This window comes from Flammeovirga agarivorans (assembly GCF_012641475.1).
Lineage (GTDB): Bacteria > Bacteroidota > Bacteroidia > Cytophagales > Flammeovirgaceae > Flammeovirga > Flammeovirga agarivorans.
Genome location: NZ_JABAIL010000009.1, coordinates 147,382 through 170,683 on the forward strand (window position 1 = coordinate 147,382; position 23,302 = coordinate 170,683).

Here is a 23,302-nt window from a genome sequence, read left to right on the forward strand (position 1 = left end):
AGATGGGTAGACAATTATAACACCTCAGTTTAATATGGAAACTGAATGGTTTCCCATGATACAAAGCATGGTGTACGCTCCAAAAAAGAAATATTATGAAACAGCACTTCTTATTTTTATTGATCATAGCCTTTGCTACTAGTTGTGGATTAAATCCAGATCAAGTAAAAACCCTTACTTCACCTCCAACAGATGATGCAAGAGATACAATTAATGTGGAGTCAGAACCTATTTTACCTCCAACAGATGAAGTTGAAGATACAACTGATGTGGAGCCTGAACCTATTGAAGGTATTCAATTAGTTTCCCCTTCTAATGCACAAGCACATCTAACGTTTGACAAAGAAGTACAGCTAACTTGGACTGCAGAGAAAATAGACCTGACTTATGAAATATTCTTATGGAAATCTTCTGAAGAAATGCCCGAAGAACCTTTAGTGAGTGGTCTTCAAGATGCTTTCTTTGTGATCACTGATTTAGAAGAAAACACAGAATACAGCTGGTTGGTGAAAGGAAATGATGAAGCCAATTATCTTATTTCAAATCCATCAGTATTTATCACTTCTAACGTTTCATTAAAATCCGTTTTTGAAAGAAAAGTGATGGGCTTATCCTTTAATAACTCTGTGGAGGAAGATGACAATTTGTATGAAGTAGAAGACCACAATACAAGTTTTACAAACGATAGATTTGGAAATACAAACAGTGCTTTCAATGGCTCAGATGCAATAGAAACAGGGACGGCAGCGATTATTTCCTATCATGAAAACCTCAATCCAGGTAATATGACGGTTTCAGTTTGGGTACGCCCAACAGATTTATCGAATGTAGGATGGATTTACTCTATGCAACGTTGGGAAGGATTCAGTATGAAAAGAGAGAGTGATGGCCGTATCAAAAACATGTACTTCCATGAAACTTCAAATTGGGGTGCGGTTGATTTCTTTACAGATGAAATTGAATTTGAACAATGGACCAACATCACAATAACCGTAGATGGCTTAGTGAGAAAGGTATACTATAACGGTGAAAAAGTAGATGAGATTGAAGCGTTAGGTCCTGTTCATTTTAATGCAGGAGTTGGCTCAAACCTCATTATCGGTGCTCAAGTAGAGAACGATAACACCAATTTACAAGAGTCGTTTAATGGAGGAATTGATGACTTCAGAATCTTCAAAGAAGCCATGACAGACGAAGAAGTAAAGACATTCTATAATTACGAATCAAACTATAATCCTTATTTATAATGCAGTATACTAACTTTAAAACCATTCTAACATTATTATTATTTTCATTGATGTGTTGTTCAGAAACTGTAAAAATTTCTCCTGAATTACCAATCTATGATGATGAAGAGGAAAAAGTATCATTAACCGATGAAGAGTTAATGGATAAAGTGCAGGAAACAACCTTTAAATATTTCTGGGATTATGGACATCCTGTATCTGCTTTATCAAGAGAGAGAAGTAATGGTGATGATGAAATCGTAACAACTGGAGGAACAGGTTTTGGTATTATGGCTATAATTGTGGGGGTTGAAAGAGGTTATATTACAAAAGCAGAAGCCGCTCAACGCTTAGTGAAGATGTATGAGTTTTTGGAAAATGCAGATCGATTCCACGGAGCATTTCCACACTGGTACCATGGTTCAACAGGTAAAGTAAAGCCTTTCTCTCAAAAAGATGATGGAGGTGATTTGGTAGAAACTGCCTTCTTAATTGAGGGAATTATCACTTCAAGAAACTATTTTGATGGTGATAATGAAACAGAAATAAAACTACGAACATTAGCCACAGCACTCTGGGAAGGGGTAGATTGGGAGTGGTATAGAAACGGAACAGATAAATTGTATTGGCACTGGTCTCCACAATATGATTTCCAAATGAATATGCCTCTTTATGGGTTTGAGGAAACCCAAATCACACATCTTTTAGCAGTCGCTTCTCCAACGTATCCAGTTCCTGCATCTACGTATGAAACATGTTTTAAAAATGGAGAGCACAGATACGAACAAAGTCTTACGGTAGATACAGCAAAACCACTATTTTGGGTACATTATTCATACATTGGTTTAGAACCTCATTTCACAGATGGAACGACAAGTAAAAGTTACTTTGAATTATTTAAAGAACGTACCTTAGAAAACCGCCGTTGGTGTATTGAACAGCAAGTGAAGTTCCCTTATTACGGAGAAAACGCATGGGGCTTAACGGCTAGTGATGATCCATTTGAAGGATATATGGCACATGAACCATCACAAAATTTAGACAATGGTACTATTACACCTACTGCCGCTCTATCTTCGATTGTTTATACACCAGAAGAATCGTTGGCCGCAATGCGTTATTTCTACGAGGAACAACCTAAATTATGGGGAGAATATGGATTCAAAGATGCTTATAATCTTTCGCAAGGTGATTGGTATGCAGAATCTTACTTAGCTATTGATCAAGGTCCTATCATCACTATGATTGAAAATTATCGATCAGGTGTCCTTTGGAAGTATTTTATGATGGATAAAGATATACAAAGAGGAATTGAAACCTTAAACTGGTCCTTCACTTCGGTGAATTAGACATGAAAGAAAGTGGTTTTTATGGTGTACTTGAGATACAATAGTTTACATCTCACGTACACCATGAACTACTTTTCCTACCAAAAGATGCTTCTAAAAAATGCCGTCTAAAGCATTAAGTGTAAAAGTTGTATGATATAAAGTGTTTTTTCATAAGTGTGTATTACATAAGGTGACATAAGGTGGATTTGATATTAAAAAAATCTTAACTTCACTGTACTTTTTTATGAATGATGCTACTAAGATTTAAAATACTTCTCACCTTTTTTTTACTTCTATCTCAATTTGGTTTTACACAAGAAACCATAGAGTTATTTACATCAACAAAAATCACCAATTATAGCAAATCAGATTATAATGCTGAAAGCCAAAATTGGAATATCACACAATCTGATGATGGTCTGATTTATACTGCCAATACTTTAGGTTTATTAGAATTTGATGGTGAAAGTTGGAATCTTTTTCCCACTAGTGAACCATTAAGGTGTTTATTGATTCACGAAGATAAAATCTTTGCAGGAGGGATGAATACTATAGGTGTATTTGAAAAGAAAAATGGAGTTTTCAAATTCAAGTCATTGATGCCTGAAAAATCTTTTCATGATGAAATATGGAAAGCCATTCAGATCGGTAACAAGATTGTTTTTCAATCCTTTAATACATTCTATATCTACGACCTCGACACAAAAGATCTTACCCGTAAAAGTCTTACCGAAGGTAATATTTCCTTTGCTTTCAAGTCAAAAACAGAAACTACGTTCTATTATCAGGTACTTTATAATCATATTAATATTACAAAGGATTTGATAGAAGTGGATAATATAACTCATCCAGCACTTAACCATTGGATGGTGAAATTTATTCATGAAGTAGAGAAAGGACTATTGATTGGAACGTATAAAAATGGTTTATTTCTATGGGATGGTAAAGACTTTATCCCTTACGAAAATAAGATTTCAATCTTTCTAAGAGAAGCAAGATTAAACGTTGCTCTACCTATTGATGATAAAGGCGGTTTTGCTTTCGGAACATTGGATAAGGGGATTATTATTGGAAATATCAATACAGGAGTGATAGATTATTATATCAATTCCAAGAATGGGTTACCTAGCAACAGAGTTCATGCATTGCATTATTACGATGGATTACTTTGGGTGGGTAGTGAAGAAGGTGTTACCAATGTAAACTTAAAATATCCGGTCCGTTTTATTAATGATCCCTTAGCGGAAATAGGGCCGGTTTATGATGTGGTAATTCATAAAGGAACATTATACATAGGCACAAACCAAGGACTTTATTTTAGCTCAGACTCTATTAATGCTCCCATTCTTAAACTACAACTTTTTCCTTATTCAAAAGGGCAAGTTTGGAACTTGTTTGTTGCAGATAATCAATTGTTTTGTGGACATAATGAAGGGATTTTTGAAGTGGGAGAGACCTTCAAAAAAGTATATAATACTGGAGGAGGTTATACCTTCTTGAAAAGTCGATTACATCAAGATATTATGTTTCAAACCTCGTATTATGGTTTGAATATCTGGAAAAAGAGACATGATCAGTGGGAATACAGTCATACCATAAAAAAGATCAATTCATTGACCAGAGATATTATTGAACTCAATGATGGTACGCTCTTACTGACAGATTCTTGGAAAAATATCTATAAAATAAAACTATCAAAAGACCTGAGTTCGCTCAAATTTATTGAAAACCTTTCTACACAAAAATCATTGGCTAATAGTTATAAGTACAGGCTTTTTGATTTAGGAGATAACAAACTCTTAACCACTAATGACACCATTGTCACTTTTAAAAATAACTTACCTGCCAATATAGATTTAAAAGGCTTGACTTTCATTTCTCATCCTATTGATGATGTTTCCGTAATGAAAATAGAAGGACAATTGATGCTTTATGATGCCAAAGAAGAACATTTTATTCATGTACGAAAATCAATTGCAGAACTAGGTAATAATCAAATCTACAATTACGAAAATATCATTAATATCAAGGATAATTTCTTGATCACTTTTACCCAAGGGGCAGGTTTATTCTCAACGCCAGCCATCGAAAACTATAATTTTAAACAGTATCAACCTGACATTAGAAAAGTCACCTTTTGGTACCATAGAAATCAAGAACAACTCAGTAATATTGTAGATAAAATACCTTTTGATTACAACTCAGTTGAATTCCAATTTAGCTCCAAGAATTACTATGAAAAATCGAATTATGCTGTTCGTCTGATAGGCTATGACAGTAATTGGGTGGAGATAGGAGAAAGGAACGAAATCGCTTACCAAAACCTTCCTTATGGTAAGTTCACCTTTGAAGTAAAAGACACTGCTTCTAATAAAATCTCCCATTATAAGTTCGAAATAGATAGACCATTCTATTTTTCCAACTTAATGCTAACAGTATATGTTTTAGCATTTTTATTATCTGTATGGAGTCTCCATAAGTATTATCGTTTAATGTTGAGAAAAGAAAAAATGGCTCTTCTTTTGAAAAAGAGAGAAGATCTTAACTCTCAAAGAGATCTCAACGAAAAAAGAATTGCTATCCTTCAAGCCAATGAACTTCAAAAAGAACTGAAAGATAAGAACGAAAGTTTATCAGAGTTGCTCGTTCAAAGCTCTAAAAACAAAGACGTTATCCAACAACTAAAGCATCAAGTAGATAACGCCAAGCATTTTGACTCGGTCAATAAGAGTCAAGTAATTCGCAAACTTGATCATATCCTTACCACTGAGTTTGATGATAAAAAAGACTGGCTTACTTTCGAGTCCACTTTTAGAAAAATGCATCAAAACTTCTTTTCTGACTTAAAAAATACGCACCCTGCACTTACGAAGGAAGATCTGAAATTATGTGCCTATATCAGAATCAATCTTTCAACAAAAGAACTTGCACCTATTTTTAATATTACCCCAAAAAGTGTTGATTTGAAGAGGTATAGGTTAAGAAAGAAAATGAACTTAGAAAAAGGGACGAATTTGTATGATTATATAAATCAGTTTTAACAAGTACTCTATCGAAATTAATCTAACTACAAATGAAAAAAATGTATTTATAGTTTTAGTTATTACGCAAATTTTGACTTTTAAAACAAGAGGTTGATACTTTATTATTATAATAGTATTACAATAAATAATCATCATTTACATATTCTTTTCACTTCACTTTTTAATACAGGAAGTAATTCTATTTCAAACCAGTCGTTCTTCTTAAGCCATATATTATTTCTGGGAGAGGGGTGTGGCATAACGAAATACTGTGGATAGTAACTTTTCCAATTTCTGACAGTTGATGTCAAGGTATCTTGTCTTCGCTCAGCTAAGAAATACTTTTGGGCATATTGGCCAATTAAAAGTGTCAGTTCAATATTTTGTAATTCTTTCATGATCTTCCCCATCCATTGTTTAGCACAAATAGGTCGTGGGGGCAGATCACCGGATTTTCCTTTTCCGGGAAAACAAAAATCCATTGGAACAATTGCCACTTTCTCTTTATCGTAAAAATCCTCATCAGAAATTTCCATCCATTCTCTAAGTCTTCTTCCACTTGCATCATTCCATGGAATACCCGATTCTATGGCTTTAATTCCAGGAGCTTGTCCAATAATTAATATCTTAGACTTTGATGAAAAATTTAATAGAGGTTTAGCATCTGGAGGGGAACAACCTTTACATATATCTGAGTTAATGATCTCTTCTAATAAAAGTTGGGCAGAGTCCATATTATTTTTCAATTGGTTAAAGAGGTTCTTGCTTGTTTTGCGTCTTGTATATCGAAAAAATTGTACTTAAAATTAGGAGGATCATAGAAAGGATACCTAGGAAGCTACCCATATTATTTTTCCAACTTAAATTGGAGTAATCGACAACAGTAAGTTGTCCGATGATAACCGTAATGGCTAGTATTATTGTGACAATTCTTCCTTTTTTCATTCTTAGTTTTAGGTTAAAGTGAAAACGCTATACAGGTATAATGTATAGCGTATTGATAAATAATATTATCCTTGATTGGGGATATAGAAGAATTCCTCTCGGACAATCTTTCCATTTTTTACTTCATATAATGCGATTTCGCTACTTTGAGAGCGTTGACCCGTAGGCTTAAATGTAGCATCCATCATTACTGAACAAGAGAAGTAATCATCGGCAACTACAGGATCAGATATTTCATAACTGTGAGGTTCCATCATCTCCATAAATTGTTTTCCTTTTGCTGCGAGGCCTTCTTTTCCTCTTACTTCTTTTACGGGAGCACCATCGGGTTCGATACTTACACAGTCATCAGCAAATAGCTCAGCATGAGCCGTTTCGAAGTCGCCTTTTCTACAAAGTTCTACCAAGCGGTTAGCAATTTCTTGAATAGTCATAAGTTAAGTTTTGGATGTTATCAATATGTTTTGAATATAACCTTTTTAACCTATTTCTTCAATATATTTGAGTGGATAAATAATGAATTTATTCACTTAATTTTTCTTCAAAATATTGAATTACTTCCTCGCGACTATTTTTTACTTTTTGAATAAACTCTGCTGTAACATTTAACTCATTATTGTAGTCAAAAGACCAAACCATCATATCTAATAGAACGGGCAGCAGGCTTTTTCCTTTTTCCGTTAGAAAATATTCTTTCTGGGTTTTCTTCAGTGCATAAACTTCAGAGCGGATCACACCATTTTGTTCCAACTTCTTTAATCGATCAGAAAGAATATTGGTAGCGATTTTCTCACCTGAATTTTGAAAGTCTTTATAGAATCTTTTTTGATCAAAAATCATATCTCTAATGATCAATAAAGTCCATTTATCACCAAAAAAATCTAACGCAAAACTTATAGGACATTCAGACCTCATATATTGTTCTATTTTGAAATGAATTAATGCTTGCAATCTAAAAGCTTTGTAAGAAGTATCCTACTTTAAAAATAAGTATTGGCATTTCTGAACTTTCCTCCAATCATCCAAAAGAGAAAACGGAGGAACCCGTTGATGGGCTGAACAGCATCCCAATGTTCTACAATTTTCCCATTTTGAACTTTCCACACATCAATGATATTTAACCCTTTTTTGGGGTTTCCTCTATGTTTTTTGTTGTTGGTAGCATGAGAATGAACCGTAACATGATCACCATCTACATAGATATGCTTAACGTCGTATTGATAATCTGGATATTGCTTAGCAAAATCTGAGACAACATCCAATACACCGTCTAGTCCATCTGTCATACTTTGGTTGTGTTGTTTATACGGGTTACCCCCATAGGTTTTTCTGACATAGTCAAAGTCATGGTTATTCATGATGTTCTGAATAAAGTCAACGACAATAGTAGCATTTTCAAGTTCTACGTTGGACCAATGCTCTTTTTTTAAGTGATCTAAGTTGATTTGAAGAGTTTCCATAAGTTATAAATTTTAGAGTAATTTCATACACTTGCAAAATGCAAGTAAACAAATGTATTGAATAATACTTGTAAAATGCAAGTGAAATGGGTTTTTATTTTCATTTAACTATAAATTCGATAGGAATTACACCACGATTTGTCTTAAGATGCATTTATATCATCAATAAGCAGAATTTAAAAAACTGTTATAGGATTTTGATAGTCAGTAGATCATCCTCAACGTTTTCTCTGATATCAATAGAAAAACAGACTATTCAACAAATGAAATATAAGATCTACCGAATTATAATTACGGCTTTAGGATGTGCTGCTTTTACAGCATGTACAACAACAAATGCAAGTAAACAAAAACAGATAGACAGGCATTATTCCGAAAAAAAAGAGATTTCTCAACCCAAAATAAATCCATGGTTAGTATCAGATAAGATGGCTACGACTCATTTTGATATGGCACAATCTGACAACTTTGAAGCACCAATAAAAAAAGGCGTTTTTAAAGTGGATCCTTTAACTGCAAAAAGTATAACAGCAGGTCCTGTGAATATTATCACATTAAAGGCGAAAGAGGATGGTTTTTGGTGGGCTTTGTCAACTGATAAAATCATTTATATCGATGGTCGTAAGGGCGATTGGAAGAAAGTAGCGGCATATCAACTACCAAAGGTTCCTGAAATTAGTGATGAAAAATTGGAAGCTGTGATTGGTAGATCATATTCTGATAGTGCATCATTAGCGAAAGACTATGATAAAAATTGGGCACCAACAAAGCTTCAGAACCCAACATTAAGAATGCTTACGGGCAATAGTATCTATGCCTTCGTCGACAAAGATGGTAACCTATATTTTACAGCATCCGGGCACATTCATAAACTTAGATTTACAGGAGAGACAGTAGATGAAGTAAGTGTTATGAATGTAAAAGACCAAATGGCTATACCTCAGGAACTGGCAAAATATATAGATATGAAATTGGTACCAGGTGGAATTACCGGAGCCCAAATTGCTTATGACGGAACAATCATTGTGGGTACTATTTTCGGTTTAATTGCACTAGACAATAATCTTACTGAAATAAAAGATAATTTAGCTTTACCAATTGAAGCTTTTTATAGTACTTATCCTCCAAAAGGCAATACAAGTCCTGAGTTTATCTCTAACTCATTTGCTATGGATGAAGAAAATGCTATTTACTTGGCAAGTGGAGTAATGATGAACAAAATTATTTGGAACGGTAATTCATTCTCAACTAGGTCAGAAGATGGAGCATGGTCTGTTCCTTATAAAACAGGAGAGTTGACGCCGACGATAAAATATGGAACAGGTACTGGATCAACACCGACTTTAATGGGATTTGGTGAGGATGAAGATCAACTGGTTGTAATTACGGATGGAGCAAATAAAATGAATCTTACGGCTTTTTGGAGAGAACGCCAGGACAATGGAAAACAATTGGCAGATGCTATTGAAGTGAATTGTGGCTATGGAGAATCATCTCCTGAGTTTATTCAGTCGGAACAGTCTGTAGCAACTTTGGGGTATGGTGCCTTCGTTGTAAATAACATTGCTCCTAATGCAGGTGGATTAAGAGATTTTGATCCAATAAATAGAGTAAATGATTTGATCTTTAATGTATTGGCTGTTGGTCCGATTGTAGAAGCGGGTAAAGGTATCGAGAAATTTGAGTGGGATACTAAAGAAAACAAATGGACACGTCAATGGTCGAATGCTACCATTGCATCAACAAGTATGGTTCCATCAGTAAGTTCCACTTCAAATATTGTATTGGTCAATACTTATGACCCAGAAAAAGGATGGGAGATTTTAGGTTTTGATTGGAATACAGGAATGCAAGTTCATGAAGTGAATTTTGGAAAAACATCTTATGGTAATGGTGCATATGCACTGATTCAATATGACAAAGAAGGGAACTTGATTTTTAATGGAATCGGTGGTACTATGAAAGTCGAATTGAAATAAATAAAGCAACCTCATCTCTTTTAGAATTATTTTCTTGAGAGGTGAGGTTTTTTATGGTTGATGTAAAACTATATTTCTTAGTTCCTAATTGAAATCCTACTTGTTTTCAGCAGCTGTATTAGTAAAACTATACTTAACTAATTCTATAAAAATTATATCATTGATAAATAATATTACTAAAGAATAGTGTTAAATTAATTTACTGATTTTTAAAAATTATTTAAGTTAACACAAAGGTAATATTAGATATATGATTGACAATAAACAGTTCAAATTCATACAAATAACAATGTGTACTTTTGAGTCGTGATAATTAAATAACAACGACGAACTGCATACAAATATGAACTTGAAGAGTTTTTATAATAGCTCATTGTTCTTTATGATATTGTTTGGGGGGCCTTTATCTGCTCAAACTATAAATGATTCAATAGCATCCATTTCAACTACAGAACCTACCAATATTGTGGTTGGCTACCATCTAAATCAACAACAATTAGGTACTTTGGGAGGTCCTGTTGGTGCCTTAGTGATGACTCCTGGAGCTCAATTAAATGGTAAGTCTCAACTTTCTTTTAGGGGACTATCTCCAAGGTATAATGCGGTCTATCTTGATGGAATACTAGCACCTAGTACTGAAACAAGTACCAAAGCATTTTCTTTCAAAATGATTCCATCCTCTGCAATATCAGAAATGGATATTTATACTACTGGAGCAGCTGGTATTAGTGGAGAGTTTGGTGGAGCTGCAATAGCGATGCATTCAAAAAATAAAGTCTCTAAAAACTTCAACACATTTTCAGTAAAATTAGGGTATCTACCTCAAACAACGGGACAAGATTTCTATCAACCGATAAATTATGGAGGTGCAGCGGATTTTTTTGGGTTTGGTGTAGACAAAAGAAACTTTTCAAATGATATAGCCTCTCCAGATCAATTGCAAAATATGAGTAGAAATGAATCTGCTGCTCAAGCTGCTCAATTGGAAAATGTTTGGGGAATAAACAAAACAACAGCATTGCCTAATATGGGAATGTCCTATTATATGGGTAGAGATCTCGGAGGCAGTAGAGTGAAAGTATCTACAGTCAATGGATTTTCCTTCGATAAATCATCTAAAACGGCTTATTCCGATCGATATGGTTATTCTGGTTATGAAACGGATGCATCAGGTACTGTTGTTGGAAGTAGAACAAAATATTATAATAACGACCATATTTATCAACAGAATACACAACTAAATATGGTTTCTAATTGGAACTTTGAATTTAACCCTAAATCAACGATTTCTGTATCCAATTACTTTTTACATCATGCAAACAATATGTTTTCTCTAAGACATGGGTTAGAATATGATGATCAATATGAAAGGTTAATGTATGCTACGGATTATATTACAAGTTCTGTTTATATGGGTAGAATCAATGGTCAACACTTACTTGGTGTGGATGAAAAGACCTCAGTAACATGGGCTTTAGGATATTCCCATACCACTAGAAATGAACCAGATTACCGAGTATCTGGAGCACAACGATTAATTGGAACTACCGGAGATTTTTATTTATTAATTCCTCGTTCATCGAAAGCAGATGCAGGTTCTCGTTATGCTTCACAACTAAAAGAAAACACATATTCGGCAAGAACAGATTTTGCAAGAAAGTTAACCAATGAAATCACATTTAAGGCAGGGCTATATGCAGAATATTCCGAAAGAGGTTTTGATAGTAGATTGACATCTTTTGCTCAAGACGATAACACTGCATACGAGTTACGTTATCCTTCAGCTAGTGAGATTGGCAGTATCTTTTCTCCAGAGAACTTTGGTCCAAATGGATATTATTTGATTGATGGTACTCGTCCCTCTGATTCATACTATGCAAATAGTAAGCTTATGGCAGAGTACATTGGTGTTGAATTACCAATTTCTAGATCAACTTTTATGTCTACAGGAGTAAGAATAGAAACTTTTGATCAGACTCTAAATAGTGATACCGTTCAAGTAAATAATAATTCAACAGATATTCTTCCTTATATAAATATCACACAAAAAGACCATTGGGGAGGAGCTTGGACTGCATCTTATGCCAAGACCATAAATCGTCCTGCTTTTAGAGAACTTGCACCTTTTACCTATTATGATTTTGAGTGGCGAACAGATATCTCTGGAAATCCTGATTTAGAGAATACGGAGATACATAATTTTGAAATTGGGTACTCCAAATCTTTTCAATCAGGGATGAGGTTTTCAGCCTCTGCATTTTACAAATACCTTGATAACCCGATTGAAAAGGCCTATCGTATACGTTCTGAAAGCCCAATGTTTACTTATGAGAATTCAGAATCTGCTCAGGTTTATGGTGTGGTAGTGCAATGGGTCACACCATTAAGTACCAATAAACATCATTGGCTTAACGATTTTACATTAATGACCAATGCTTCGTATGTATACTCACAAGTAGCATTATCTGAAGAATCTCAAGAAGCTTCATCCACCAGAGTATTGCAAGGGCAGGCTCCCTATACAGTAAACATGGCACTTAGCTATACCTGGAAAAAACAAGTTTTCAGTCTAATGTATTATACACAAGGCATGAGTCTGTATACGGTTGGGGACGGACAAGAAACATACCCTTGGTATTTGATGCCTGTGCACCATTTAGGATTCAAACTAAAAAGAAATGTAACGGATAAGTTAGACTTTTCTTTTACCGCTCAGAACTTATTAAATGCGAAAGCGACTTTCTATGAAGATGCCAATATGGATGGGCAGATAAATCCTGGAAATGGTGCAGATAAACTAATTAGAGAAGTAGAAGTTGGACCTTCGTTTACATTTGGTCTTAGTGTGAAATTCTAATCACTAGTGATGGTTGCTTATAATTTTAAAAGAAAAAATAGAATGCATAAATATATATACCTTTTAATATCCTTGTTGATATTTGGATGTCAAGTAGAGTCCTTTCATGTTGACCCTTCAGAACCACAATTTGGTGACACTACGGTAGAGATTACGGGTTTTGCAAAGCTAACAAGCTCTATCATGGTGGAAAATGATCTGACTTATATGCAGATGGATGATACCACAGAGAATGTATCAGATTTATTAGTTGAGGATGTATTTTCAAACACTAGTTTTGGAAAAGAAGGCCATAGAGAGGAGTTAGCGGTATTAACTTCTGATACTTTTTTGGGTATTCAGATAGACAATAATTTGCCTAAATCCATGGAGGTCCCGTCACATATTGGTGCTTTTGGAAAATCGGTAGACAAAGAGTGGTATTCAGATTCAGAATGGTTTTTAATAGATCCGATCCAAAAAGACTATAATTACAATTCCTCTCAAGTGATTAAGCTGACAGGAAATATTGCTGAGAACCTACACCTAACATCGAACAATCAATATCTTTTAGTTGGACAAGTATTTATTCAAGAAGGATATAGTATTACTATAGATCCGGGTACAGTTATTTTTGGGGCAGGTAGAACAGGAAATACAGAACCTGGTGTATTAATCATCAATAGGGGTGCTAAAATTTTTGCTGAAGGAACACCCGAAAATCCTATTGTATTTACTTCTTCAGCATCGGTTGGGGCAAGAGATAGAGGAGATTGGGGAGGCATTGTTCTCTTAGGAAAATCCCCCAATAATAAAGGAGAAAATGTAACGATTGAGGGGATTGATGCTACAGGCAATAATGGTCAATATGGTGGAAATGATCCTGATGATGATTCGGGTATCCTGAGGTTTGTAAGAATAGAATATTCAGGAATAGCACTTTCTCCCGGTAATGAAATAAATACATTAACCTTAGGTAGTATTGGCAGTAAAACCAAAATAGACCATATTATCACATCTTATGCTGGAGATGATGCATATGAGTGGTTTGGTGGAACTGTAAACCTGCATCATCTAGTAGCTTTCAATACTTTAGACGATGATTTTGATACTGATGCAGGCTTTTCTGGATCAGTACAATATGCCTATATATTAAGAAACGAATTGGCGGCTGATATATCAGGTTCTAAATGTTTTGAATCGACTTCCTCAAAAAATTCTAGTGCCGTTCCTGAGACTGCCTGTGTATTTTCAAATGTAACAGCTGTAGGTCCTTTATATCTATCGGAAGGGTTGTATGATCCTCAGTTTCAAAACGGATTAAAAGCATCAAACTATAGTCATCTGACTGTGACTAACTCAATAATTGTGGGTGCACCCATTGGGGCTCAGAATTACTAAAGAGTAGTCTTATAATTAGTAAATTGTAGTATATGTATTTGGCTATCGATTATTGTCGATAGCCATTTTTGTTTACTGAAACGTCAATTTCGACTTATTTTTAATGAGGTCATATTTTAATTTATAGAGGGACATATATTCAGCGTGTAGGGTACTATATATCTAATTCAAGAAGATTAGAACTATCATGTTCAATAAATTAAATTAATTGAGTTACATTTGAAGAGATAAATGAAATATTACTTTGGTTTTGAAAGAACCACTTTTTTAAATGACTACCATTTCTTTGTTCATGAAGAAGCTATTTATAACATTCAGTTTTATATTCTTATATATCCTAACGAATAATTGTGAAGCCAATAAATTATTAAACTTCAGGCCTCTTACACCAGAAAAAGGGCTGTCACATATTAACGTTACTAGTTTATTACAAGATCGTCATGGTTACATTTGGTTGGGTACTAATAATGGACTCAATCGATTTGACGGGTTCACTGTAAAAAACTTTAATTCTAATGTAGGGAATAGTAAAGGGTTGAGTAGTAATCGAATTTCAACAATTTATGAGACTACATCAGGAGAAATATGGGTAGGCACAAGAGATGCGGGGTTAAATAAATATATAACAGGGAATGATGAATTTGAGCACTTCTTAGGAAAAGGACATAACGTAACTACCATCCTAGAAGATGGAAAACATCAGTTATGGTTTGGTGAACTCAGAAAAGGCCTAGGCATATTAGACACAGAAAGTGAAACAGCAAATTATTACCAACCTTTAGATAACAAGATTATAATATCCAATATTTATGAGTTAAATGATCATGAGCTTCTTATTGGTACTAGAGGAAATGGAATCTATATTTTTAATATTGAACAGAAGAAATATTCTAGGTTAAAGAGTACACTCGATTTAACAACAGAAACTATTCGAGGTTTTCAAACGAATGGCAGTGCAATTCTCGTTGCTTGTTTTGATAAAGTATTGTCTCTTCAAATTCGATCCAATCACTTAGCTGAGATTGAACAATTCCCATTACCTAATAGTATCAATGCGATATCATCGATCTTATTTAAGAATGACTTTCTATGGATAGGAACAAAAAAAGGGGTTTATAAAGTTGATGTACAGCAACCAAAGCAACATATACATTTCCAAAGTGATAAACAGGTAGTCAACAGTTTGATTAATGATAATGTCAATACAATTCTAATTGATAGATCAAATGTATTGTGGGTAGGAACCACTTCAGGTAGTTGTTATGCAAACCTTCAATCTATTGGGTTATCAACGGTGCATTTAAATGAACTACATAAAGAAAATGTCAATGTGGTTTACGAAGATAGTCGTGGTCAGATATGGTTTGGACTAAAAAATGGAACACTTTTAAAATACCACAATAACAAGGTGGTCACTTACAAAAATGATCCTAAGTCTGGTTATCGTTTAAATACATACGGAGGAATCGAGTCGTTATTTGAAGATCCCTATGGAAACCTTTGGATTGGTAGTTGGGGAGGTGGACTCACTATGATTTCATTGGAAAAAGAACAACAAGGTAAGGTCAACTTCAAGAAAATAGATGGTAAGTTTCTCACTTCTAATACTATCACTTCTATTGCATATTTTGATAATGCACTATATGTAGGGACCTTTAGAAAAGGGTTGGTGAAGCTCGAAATTTCCCCTAAAGGAGATATTTTAAGTACAAAAAATTACAATAAGCGAAAAGGAAAAGAATTTCGCTTGATCAGTAATACAGTAAATTATCTATATGTAGATCCTTTTGAAAAATGTTTGTGGATATCAACTCCAGATGGTCTTGAGAAAGTAAAACGTAAAGGAAAGAAAGTGATTTATAAACAGTATAATATCACCAACATCAACGGACAGATGACTCCATCATTTTGTTGGGAAATTTTGCGAACTTCGAGAGAAGAACTATGGGTTGGAACTATTGAAAATGGTTTATCTAGGCTAACATTTGATCCTAAAACCTTAGAGTTACTAGCCGTAAAAACCTTTACTAAAGAGGATGGGTTGGCTTCTAACTCGATTCAATCATTAGTATACGATGCTATCAATACAAATCTTTGGATTGGAGGTAATGGGTTGACTTTATTAGATACTAAAACAGAAACAACTCAGGTTTTTAATACAAAAGATGGAATTGAAGGAGGGTACTTTAGAGTAAACTGTGCAAAGCTTCTGTCTGATGGCCGAATGGTATTTGCTTCGGATCAAGCACTAAATTTTATTCTTCCCGGTAAAATCGAAGCAAATAAATTTACCCCTGAGACCATTATCAACAAGTTCTATATTTATGGAAGAGAGGTGCACCAAGGAGATACCATTGGGGGACAATTAATTTTCTCTGAACCCATCGAAGAAACCAAAGAAATTACTTTAGAGCATTTTCAAAACAATATTGAAATTGGTTACAATGCGATGCATTATGGTAGTGCAGAAAAGAATACTTATCAGTATAAATTGGATGGTTTTGATAAAGAGTGGATAACTACTTCCAGGAAAAGGGTGGTCTATTCTAATTTACCATTTGGAGAATATACTTTTAAAGTGAAGGCTGCGAATAGTGATGGAATTTGGGAAGAAAAAGCACAAGAATTACATATCACGATACTAACGCCTTGGTGGAGAACTGATCTTGCGTACTGTATCTACTTAGTCCTTATTGGTCTGATCATATATAAAGTCAATAGGATGATTATCAATAGACATAAGTTGGAGCAAACCTTAGAGCTAGAACGTTTCAAAATGGAGAAAAATGAGGAACTTACATTAATGAAAATCCGATTCTTCGTCAATATTTCTCATGAATTAAGGACTCCATTAACGTTAATCTCAAGTCCTCTAGAAACATTATTGAAAGACAGTAACCTCACTCATCATATGAAAGAGTATCTGGATATTATGAAACGCAATTCAGACCGTCTTTTAGTATTGTTCGATCAGTTATTAGATTTTAGAAAAATAGAAACGGGTAATCATAAGGTTCAGTTTAAAGAAAGAGATATTGTCAATTTTACCAGATTGGTGTCGTCCTCATTCAATACCTTGGCAAAAGATAATCAGATAAACTATGCTTTTCATTCTCATTTGGATTTTCAGGAAGCTTGGATTGATGAAGACATCATTGAAAAATCAATTTATAATCTGGTTTCCAATGCATTTAAAAATACAGATGAAGGGGGGAATATTTTAGTGGAGTTAGCAAAAACATCAGATGATAAATTTTTCACTATCGTTGTTTCTGATACAGGCAATGGTATATCAGAGGAAGAGCAAAAACATATTTTTGAAGAGTTTTATCAAACACAAAATAAGACAGATAGAGGTACAGGTTTAGGGTTGTCTTTAGTAAAAAGGCTGATTGAAGCCCATTATGGTAAGATTACCTTCGAAAGTAAAGAGGGAGAAGGCACGAAGTTTATCATTACTTTACCTTTATCAAATTACTTCATGAAAGAGGAAGAAAAGGTGATAGAGGAGGTCTCTGTGGAAGATGAAAAAATTGAATCAACTACCATTGTTTCAGAAGACCTTCCAAAGGTATTGATTGTAGAAGACAATATGGATATTGCTCTTTATCTAAAAAAAGAACTTCAATCGGAATTTAATATCACTTTAGCACCAAACGGTAAAGAAGGGTATGAGTTTGTAGTAAAAAATCAACCAGATATTATTATTTCTGATATCATGATGGCCGAAATGAACGGTCTGGAATTATGTAAGGAGATTAAGAAAAACCCTCATTTAAATCATATTCCAGTGATACTTCTTACGGCAAAAAATACTGACGAAGATAAATTGGAAGGGATAGAAAGTGGTGCCGATGCCTATATCGTTAAGCCTTTCAAAACAGAGTTCTTATTAGCTAAAGTGATGAACTTGATAGAGGAAAGAAGGGCAACAAAACAATTCTACGCAGCTAAAAAAGAAGTGCAACAATTACAAGAAGATCCTGAAAAGGATAAATTCTTAAAAAAGGCACAACAAACGGTCGAAGATAATTTACTTACAGAAGAGTTTGATTCGAAAATGTTTGCCAAAAAAATGGGTTTAACGTATGCTACTTTATATAATAGATTAAAGAAATATGAAAACGAATCTGCTACAGGTTATATTCGAAAAATTAGACTACAACGCGCAGCAGAATTGATCGCAAACTCGGACCACTCGATCAAAGAAATACAATTTTTAGTGGGCTTTAATGATGCGAAATACTTTAGAACCAACTTTAAAAAGATCTTTGAAATTACTCCTTCAGAATACCTGAAAAAATTTAGAAAAGTAGATGTAAAAGAGTCACTGTAAGCTTGAAAGGCCGTTTTTAGAGATTTCACCCTCTGGAATTTAATATACGACCCTCTTCTTTAATTGTATTTATAACACCTTTGAGATATACAAATCGAAGATGTTATGAATTATACATTACTGACTTATTTTTTATTGAATTTACTTACCATAAACACCTTACTAGCTCAATTCACACTCAATGGAGAAGGGACATCATTGAACCCTTATGAAATTGCAAATTATGATGATTTGAAGATGGTCTCTGACAATCCAAGTGAATGGGGTGATGATATATACTTTAAGGTAGTGGCTAATATCGAAGCAGATGACTCAGAGTTTGAGACCAATGGATTTCAACCAATAGGATCTGAGTCAAACCCTTTTAAAGGGTATTTTGATGGTGGATCAGCTGATGGATATGCCATCTCAAATTTACATATCGATAGAGGTAATAGTGATCATGTAGGCCTTTTTGGTTATATCAGTGTGTATTCTACAGAAATCACCAATATTGACTTAACGGATTTTGATATCATTGGAAAAGATCATGTAGGTGCTATTGTTGGTTATATAAAGAATTCAAGTCAGGTTTCATCAATTAGTATTTCCAATGGTAGTGTAGAAGGACAAAGCAATGTTGGTGGAGTAGTTGGACAGAATATTAAATCAACTTTATCTAACATTTTCGTTAATTCTGTATCCGTACAACATTCAGCAGTAGATGGAATTTCAAATTTAGGTGGGGTCATTGGTTACAATCAGAATTCTAGTGGAAATAGAGTTCTAACTAATTTCAATATCTCTGATCTAACTCTTTCTTCTAGTTATTCGAATGTTGGAGGTATTATAGGGTTAGCTGAATCACAAACCAACTTATCCAATGTTGATATTGATGATGTAACAATTACTGCAAAATCATATGCTGGAGGGGTTGTAGGTTATAATAGTAGTTCAAAAATCAGTAATAGTATTGTATCAAACCTAGATATAGAAATTACAGATAAATATGTTGGTGGCTTAGTCGGAAAAAATGATGGTAGTGAAATAAAACTATCGATGGTACATGGTAAAATTTCTGGTAAAAGAAGAATTGGAGGTATAACCGGTGATAGCAATACAAGTAGCAAAATCAAAAATGTAAATGCCATTATTACTGATCTTGTTGTTTTGGATGAGGGAGATTATGTCGGAGGCATAGTTGGTGGAAATTATAATTCAGAGGTAGATCGAGCTTATGCAGTTGTAGTCAGCTTTTCGGTAGAATTGGGTGGAAGTCTTGTCAGTTCGCCAACTATTGGTGGTATTGTTGGTGAAATAGGAAACAGTAGTACTATTACCAAGACTTATTTTGATGATGACACCTTTGATGCAGGGGTTGATTTAAGCGATAAAGACGAGGCAGAGGTAACACCATTAACTACTGCCGATTTCAATGACCAAGATAATTTTTCTGGTTTTGATTTCACAAATAATTGGGAGATAGGAACTCTTACAAAATACAATAGTGCAGATCGTCCTTATATGAGAAGTGTAAGTAGAATCAGCGATGATTTACCAGTGGAATTATTGTATTTTAATGCTAAAGCAAATAGTGATAATGTAGTATTACAATGGGCCACTGCTACGGAAATTAATAATGATTATTTCCAAATAGAAAGGTCATCAGATAAAATCAATTGGACAGTTATAGAACAACTTGAAGGTGGCGGAAATTCAAATACTACTTTACAATATGAGTACATAGATAGGTTGAATGGTTTCACAGCAGATCATATTTACTATAGATTGAAGCAAGTCGATTTTGATGGAACGACACACTATTATTCTACTTTTTTAAAGTATCAAACCTCATTAGATAAATCCTTAGAAGTATTCCCAACAGTTACTGATGGATATATAAAAATTATTAGTCAGAAAAATTATCCCATTCAATTATTTAACATGCAAGGTCAAGACTTTTCTGATAAAATAATTGTGACTGATCAAGATATTTTCAGAACGGTTTCTCTAAATACAGTCACTTCAGGGTGGTATCTTATAAAATGTGGTGATGAAGCAAAAAGGGTGTATAAGAGATAGTTGAGGCTGTTTTTTAAAGATATATCACCCCTTCATTTTAATATATGACACCTTAAGTAAAGGTAACACTCTCTAATTTTGAAGTAATACAAGAACAGCAACTAATTTTGATTTGAAATGAAAAAACATCTACTTTTTTACCTGTTATTTTTTTGCATTTATTCTATATCATCTGCTCAAATAATGCCAACGGAGGGTGATGGTACAGTAGATCATCCTTATCTAGTTTCATCTTTAGATCATTTAAGATGGATCTCTGAAGGTGGAGATGGAAGTAGTCTGGGTGACGGCTCAAGGTGGCAGTTATATTATAAACAGACTGCCGATATTGATGCTGCAGATACTAAGAATTGGAATACAGGTGAAGGCTTTAGACCAATGGGTAATACCAACAAAAAATTTAAAGGTAATTATGATGGGAGTGGCTTTACTATCTCAAATTTATATATCAATAGAATTGTAGATTATGTAGGTCTCTTCGGTTACATAGACAAGAATGGTGTAGTTAAGAATCTTCAGGTGACTGATATGGATATTACAGGTGACCGTTATGTAGGTGGTTTATCAGGCTATTTAAATGATGCCAGTACATTATCCAATATTTTATTAACGGGAAACGTTACAGCAAGAAGGTTTTTTGGAGGAGTTGTTGGTGAAGGTAATGTGAGTTCTGTGATTGAAAATACAATTACTTTTGTAACACTTACAGGTACAGGCGAAGCATCGAATAATGACAATAGAGCAGCGGGTGGTATTGCAGGAAGATTTTATGATAAATCGGTGATAAGAAACTCATATGCTGTCAATAACTTTAATGTTAGCCTTAACAAAGGAGGATTAGTGGCTTTATCACAAACTTCCATTGTTATCGAAAACTCATATTGGGATACAGAAATTTCAGGTATCGATATTGCTGATTCTGAAAATAAATTTCCTGATATCAAAGGTTTAACCACAGCAGAGTTTGGTGATTCCAATAACTTTAATCTTTGGGATTTTGATGCCACTTGGGCAATTGCCAAATTAACAGCATATGATAACCAATTCAGACCTTATTTACAGCGTCTAAGTGCAAGAACAGTTAGTTTGTCAACAAATGATGATTCATTTGGTAGTGTTGAAGGAGATGGTGTTTATCATGCAGGAAATAATGCTACCATAACTGCTACACCTGCAAATGAATATAACTTTATACATTGGTTAAATGGCGAAACGATCGTTTCTACAGATGCTGAGTATTCATTTGAAATTACAAACGATGTAGATTATCAGGCTGTTTTTGAGCTTAAGAAATATACAATAACGGTTACTCAAGGAACTAATGGAACGATCACTCCATCAACTACTGTTGTTGATTCTGGTAGTTCTCAGATCTTTACAATAGTAGCTTCAGAAGGTTACGAGATTAGTGATGTATTGGTAGACGGAGAATCTCAAGGCGTAATGGCCGAATATACATTTACAGATGTGATGAGCGATCATACGATAACAGCAAGCTTTACTGAAGTTGTTGTCCCAACCTACACATTAACAGTAGTTCAGGTTTCCAATGGTACGATCACTCCTTCAACTACAGTAGTGGATGAAGGAAGCGATCAGACCTTTACAATAGTAGCTTCAGAAGGTTACGAGATTAGTGAGGTTTTGGTGGATGGAGAATCTCAAGGCGTAATCGCCGAATATACATTTACTGATGTGATGAGTGATCATACGATAACAGCAAGCTTTACAGAAGTTGTTGTCCCAACATACACATTAACAGTAGTTCAGGTTTCCAATGGTACGATTACTCCATCAACGACCGTAGTAGATGAAGGAAGTGATCAGACCTTTATAATCGAAGCATCCGAAGGTTTCGAGATTAGTGAAGTATTGGTGGATGGAGAATCTCAAGGTGTGATTGATGAATATACATTTACTGATGTGATGAGTGATCATACGATAACAGCAAGCTTTAAAGAAGAGGCAGTACTTTTTACTATTCAAGTAATAGAGAACGAAGGAGGTAACATAACACCAGGTACAACTGAAGTTTCTAAAGGGGAATCAATTACTTATAGCATTGAAGAAAATGAAGGGTATATGCTAGTTGATGTTCAAGTAGACGGTGAATCAAAAGGAAGTGTGACTACTTATACCTTTGAGAATGTTGAAAGCAACCATAGTATAGAGGCGATCTATAATAAGGTACATTATATTACTGTTATTGAACCAACTAATGGTGAAATTACTCCATCTTCAATGTATGTAGTCGAAGGGCAAAACCAAACCTTTGTATTTACTCCAAATGAAGGCTATATAGTATCTGAAATACTTGTAAATGGTGAGGATATGGGAAGTCTGGAAAGTTACACTTTCAAAGAGGTAAGTGCTTCAAATTCATTGGAAGTGATTTTCATCAAAGAAGAGCTTCCAACCTCGTTAGATCCATCATTATTAGCCAAGGTAAAAGTGGGACCTAACCCAACATCAGACAAAATTACGTTAGCAGGTGTTCCAATAAATACAAAAGTGGTCATCTATAATTTAATAGGAAACATAGTTTATTCTAACACTACTCAGTTTTCAAAAGAAACCATAGATATGAGTTTGTTAAACTCTGGGATATATGTGATCCACATTGAAAATATTGGTAATTTTAAGATCATTAAGGAATAAACTAAATAAGGAAACTTTTTAATACATATGCTTCTATTTTTTATCA

Annotated in this window: 14 protein-coding genes; 9 read left to right on the forward strand and 5 right to left on the reverse strand. The window is 34.2% G+C overall.

From position 1 onward, the window contains the following. The first annotated feature begins 95 nt into the window (after window positions 1-95). From HGP29_RS22855 to HGP29_RS22865, 3 genes are all read left to right on the forward strand, one after another. Entirely contained in the window at window positions 96-1,247 is a 1,152-nt protein-coding gene (locus HGP29_RS22855) for a LamG-like jellyroll fold domain-containing protein (RefSeq protein WP_168884773.1), read from the forward strand. Continuing rightward, window positions 1,247-2,575 carry a glucoamylase family protein gene (locus tag HGP29_RS22860; RefSeq protein WP_235958337.1) on the forward strand — a complete coding sequence of 443 codons (1,329 nt, stop codon included), beginning with the start codon at window positions 1,247-1,249 and terminating at the stop codon, window positions 2,573-2,575. Before HGP29_RS22855 ends, HGP29_RS22860 begins: the two co-directional genes overlap by 1 nt. A gap of 230 nt (window positions 2,576-2,805) precedes the next feature. Further along, complete coding sequence (locus HGP29_RS22865) at window positions 2,806-5,598, forward strand: triple tyrosine motif-containing protein (protein ID WP_168884774.1); 2,793 nt, start codon at window positions 2,806-2,808, stop codon at window positions 5,596-5,598. A gap of 134 nt (window positions 5,599-5,732) precedes the next feature. Here HGP29_RS22865 and HGP29_RS22870 read toward each other — a convergent pair whose 3' ends face one another. The 5 genes from HGP29_RS22870 to HGP29_RS22890 form a co-directional block, all read right to left on the reverse strand. Beyond that, the gene (locus tag HGP29_RS22870) at window positions 5,733-6,314 is read right to left on the reverse strand and encodes a uracil-DNA glycosylase family protein (protein ID WP_168884775.1); all 582 of its coding nucleotides are present in this window, start codon (window positions 6,312-6,314) and stop codon (window positions 5,733-5,735) included. 16 nt (window positions 6,315-6,330) lie between these two features. Next, on the reverse strand, window positions 6,331-6,525 hold the full coding sequence (locus tag HGP29_RS22875; RefSeq protein ID WP_168884776.1) for a hypothetical protein: 195 nt from the start codon (window positions 6,523-6,525) through the stop codon (window positions 6,331-6,333). A 65-nt stretch (window positions 6,526-6,590) separates the two neighbouring features. Next, the gene (locus HGP29_RS22880; RefSeq protein WP_168884777.1) at window positions 6,591-6,959 is read right to left on the reverse strand and encodes a nuclear transport factor 2 family protein; all 369 of its coding nucleotides are present in this window, start codon (window positions 6,957-6,959) and stop codon (window positions 6,591-6,593) included. An 88-nt stretch (window positions 6,960-7,047) separates the two neighbouring features. Further along, entirely contained in the window at window positions 7,048-7,440 is a 393-nt protein-coding gene (locus tag HGP29_RS22885; RefSeq protein WP_168884778.1) for a winged helix-turn-helix transcriptional regulator, read from the reverse strand. Window positions 7,441-7,505: 65 nt separating this feature from the next. Continuing rightward, the gene (locus HGP29_RS22890; RefSeq protein ID WP_168884779.1) at window positions 7,506-7,985 is read right to left on the reverse strand and encodes a nuclear transport factor 2 family protein; all 480 of its coding nucleotides are present in this window, start codon (window positions 7,983-7,985) and stop codon (window positions 7,506-7,508) included. A gap of 263 nt (window positions 7,986-8,248) precedes the next feature. Between HGP29_RS22890 and HGP29_RS22895 the strand changes: the two genes are divergently transcribed. The 6 genes from HGP29_RS22895 to HGP29_RS22920 all read left to right on the forward strand — a co-directional run bounded on the left by HGP29_RS22895 (window position 8,249) and on the right by HGP29_RS22920 (window position 23,256). Further along, window positions 8,249-9,964, forward strand: coding sequence for a hypothetical protein (locus HGP29_RS22895; protein ID WP_168884780.1), 1,716 nt, complete (start codon window positions 8,249-8,251; stop codon window positions 9,962-9,964). Between the two features lie 343 nt (window positions 9,965-10,307). Continuing rightward, a complete protein-coding gene (locus HGP29_RS22900; RefSeq protein ID WP_168884781.1) occupies window positions 10,308-12,821 on the forward strand; it encodes a TonB-dependent receptor plug domain-containing protein in 2,514 nt (837 codons plus the stop codon). A gap of 42 nt (window positions 12,822-12,863) precedes the next feature. After that, window positions 12,864-14,201, forward strand: coding sequence for a hypothetical protein (locus tag HGP29_RS22905; protein WP_168884782.1), 1,338 nt, complete (start codon window positions 12,864-12,866; stop codon window positions 14,199-14,201). A 292-nt stretch (window positions 14,202-14,493) separates the two neighbouring features. Next, window positions 14,494-18,537 (forward strand): hybrid sensor histidine kinase/response regulator transcription factor, encoded by a 4,044-nt coding sequence (locus HGP29_RS22910; protein ID WP_168884783.1) that lies wholly within the window; start codon window positions 14,494-14,496, stop codon window positions 18,535-18,537. Window positions 18,538-18,642: 105 nt separating this feature from the next. Next, window positions 18,643-20,598 (forward strand): autotransporter outer membrane beta-barrel domain-containing protein, encoded by a 1,956-nt coding sequence (locus HGP29_RS22915; protein WP_168884784.1) that lies wholly within the window; start codon window positions 18,643-18,645, stop codon window positions 20,596-20,598. A gap of 117 nt (window positions 20,599-20,715) precedes the next feature. Further along, window positions 20,716-23,256 (forward strand): InlB B-repeat-containing protein, encoded by a 2,541-nt coding sequence (locus HGP29_RS22920; protein WP_168884785.1) that lies wholly within the window; start codon window positions 20,716-20,718, stop codon window positions 23,254-23,256. The last annotated feature ends 46 nt before the right edge of the window (window positions 23,257-23,302 follow it).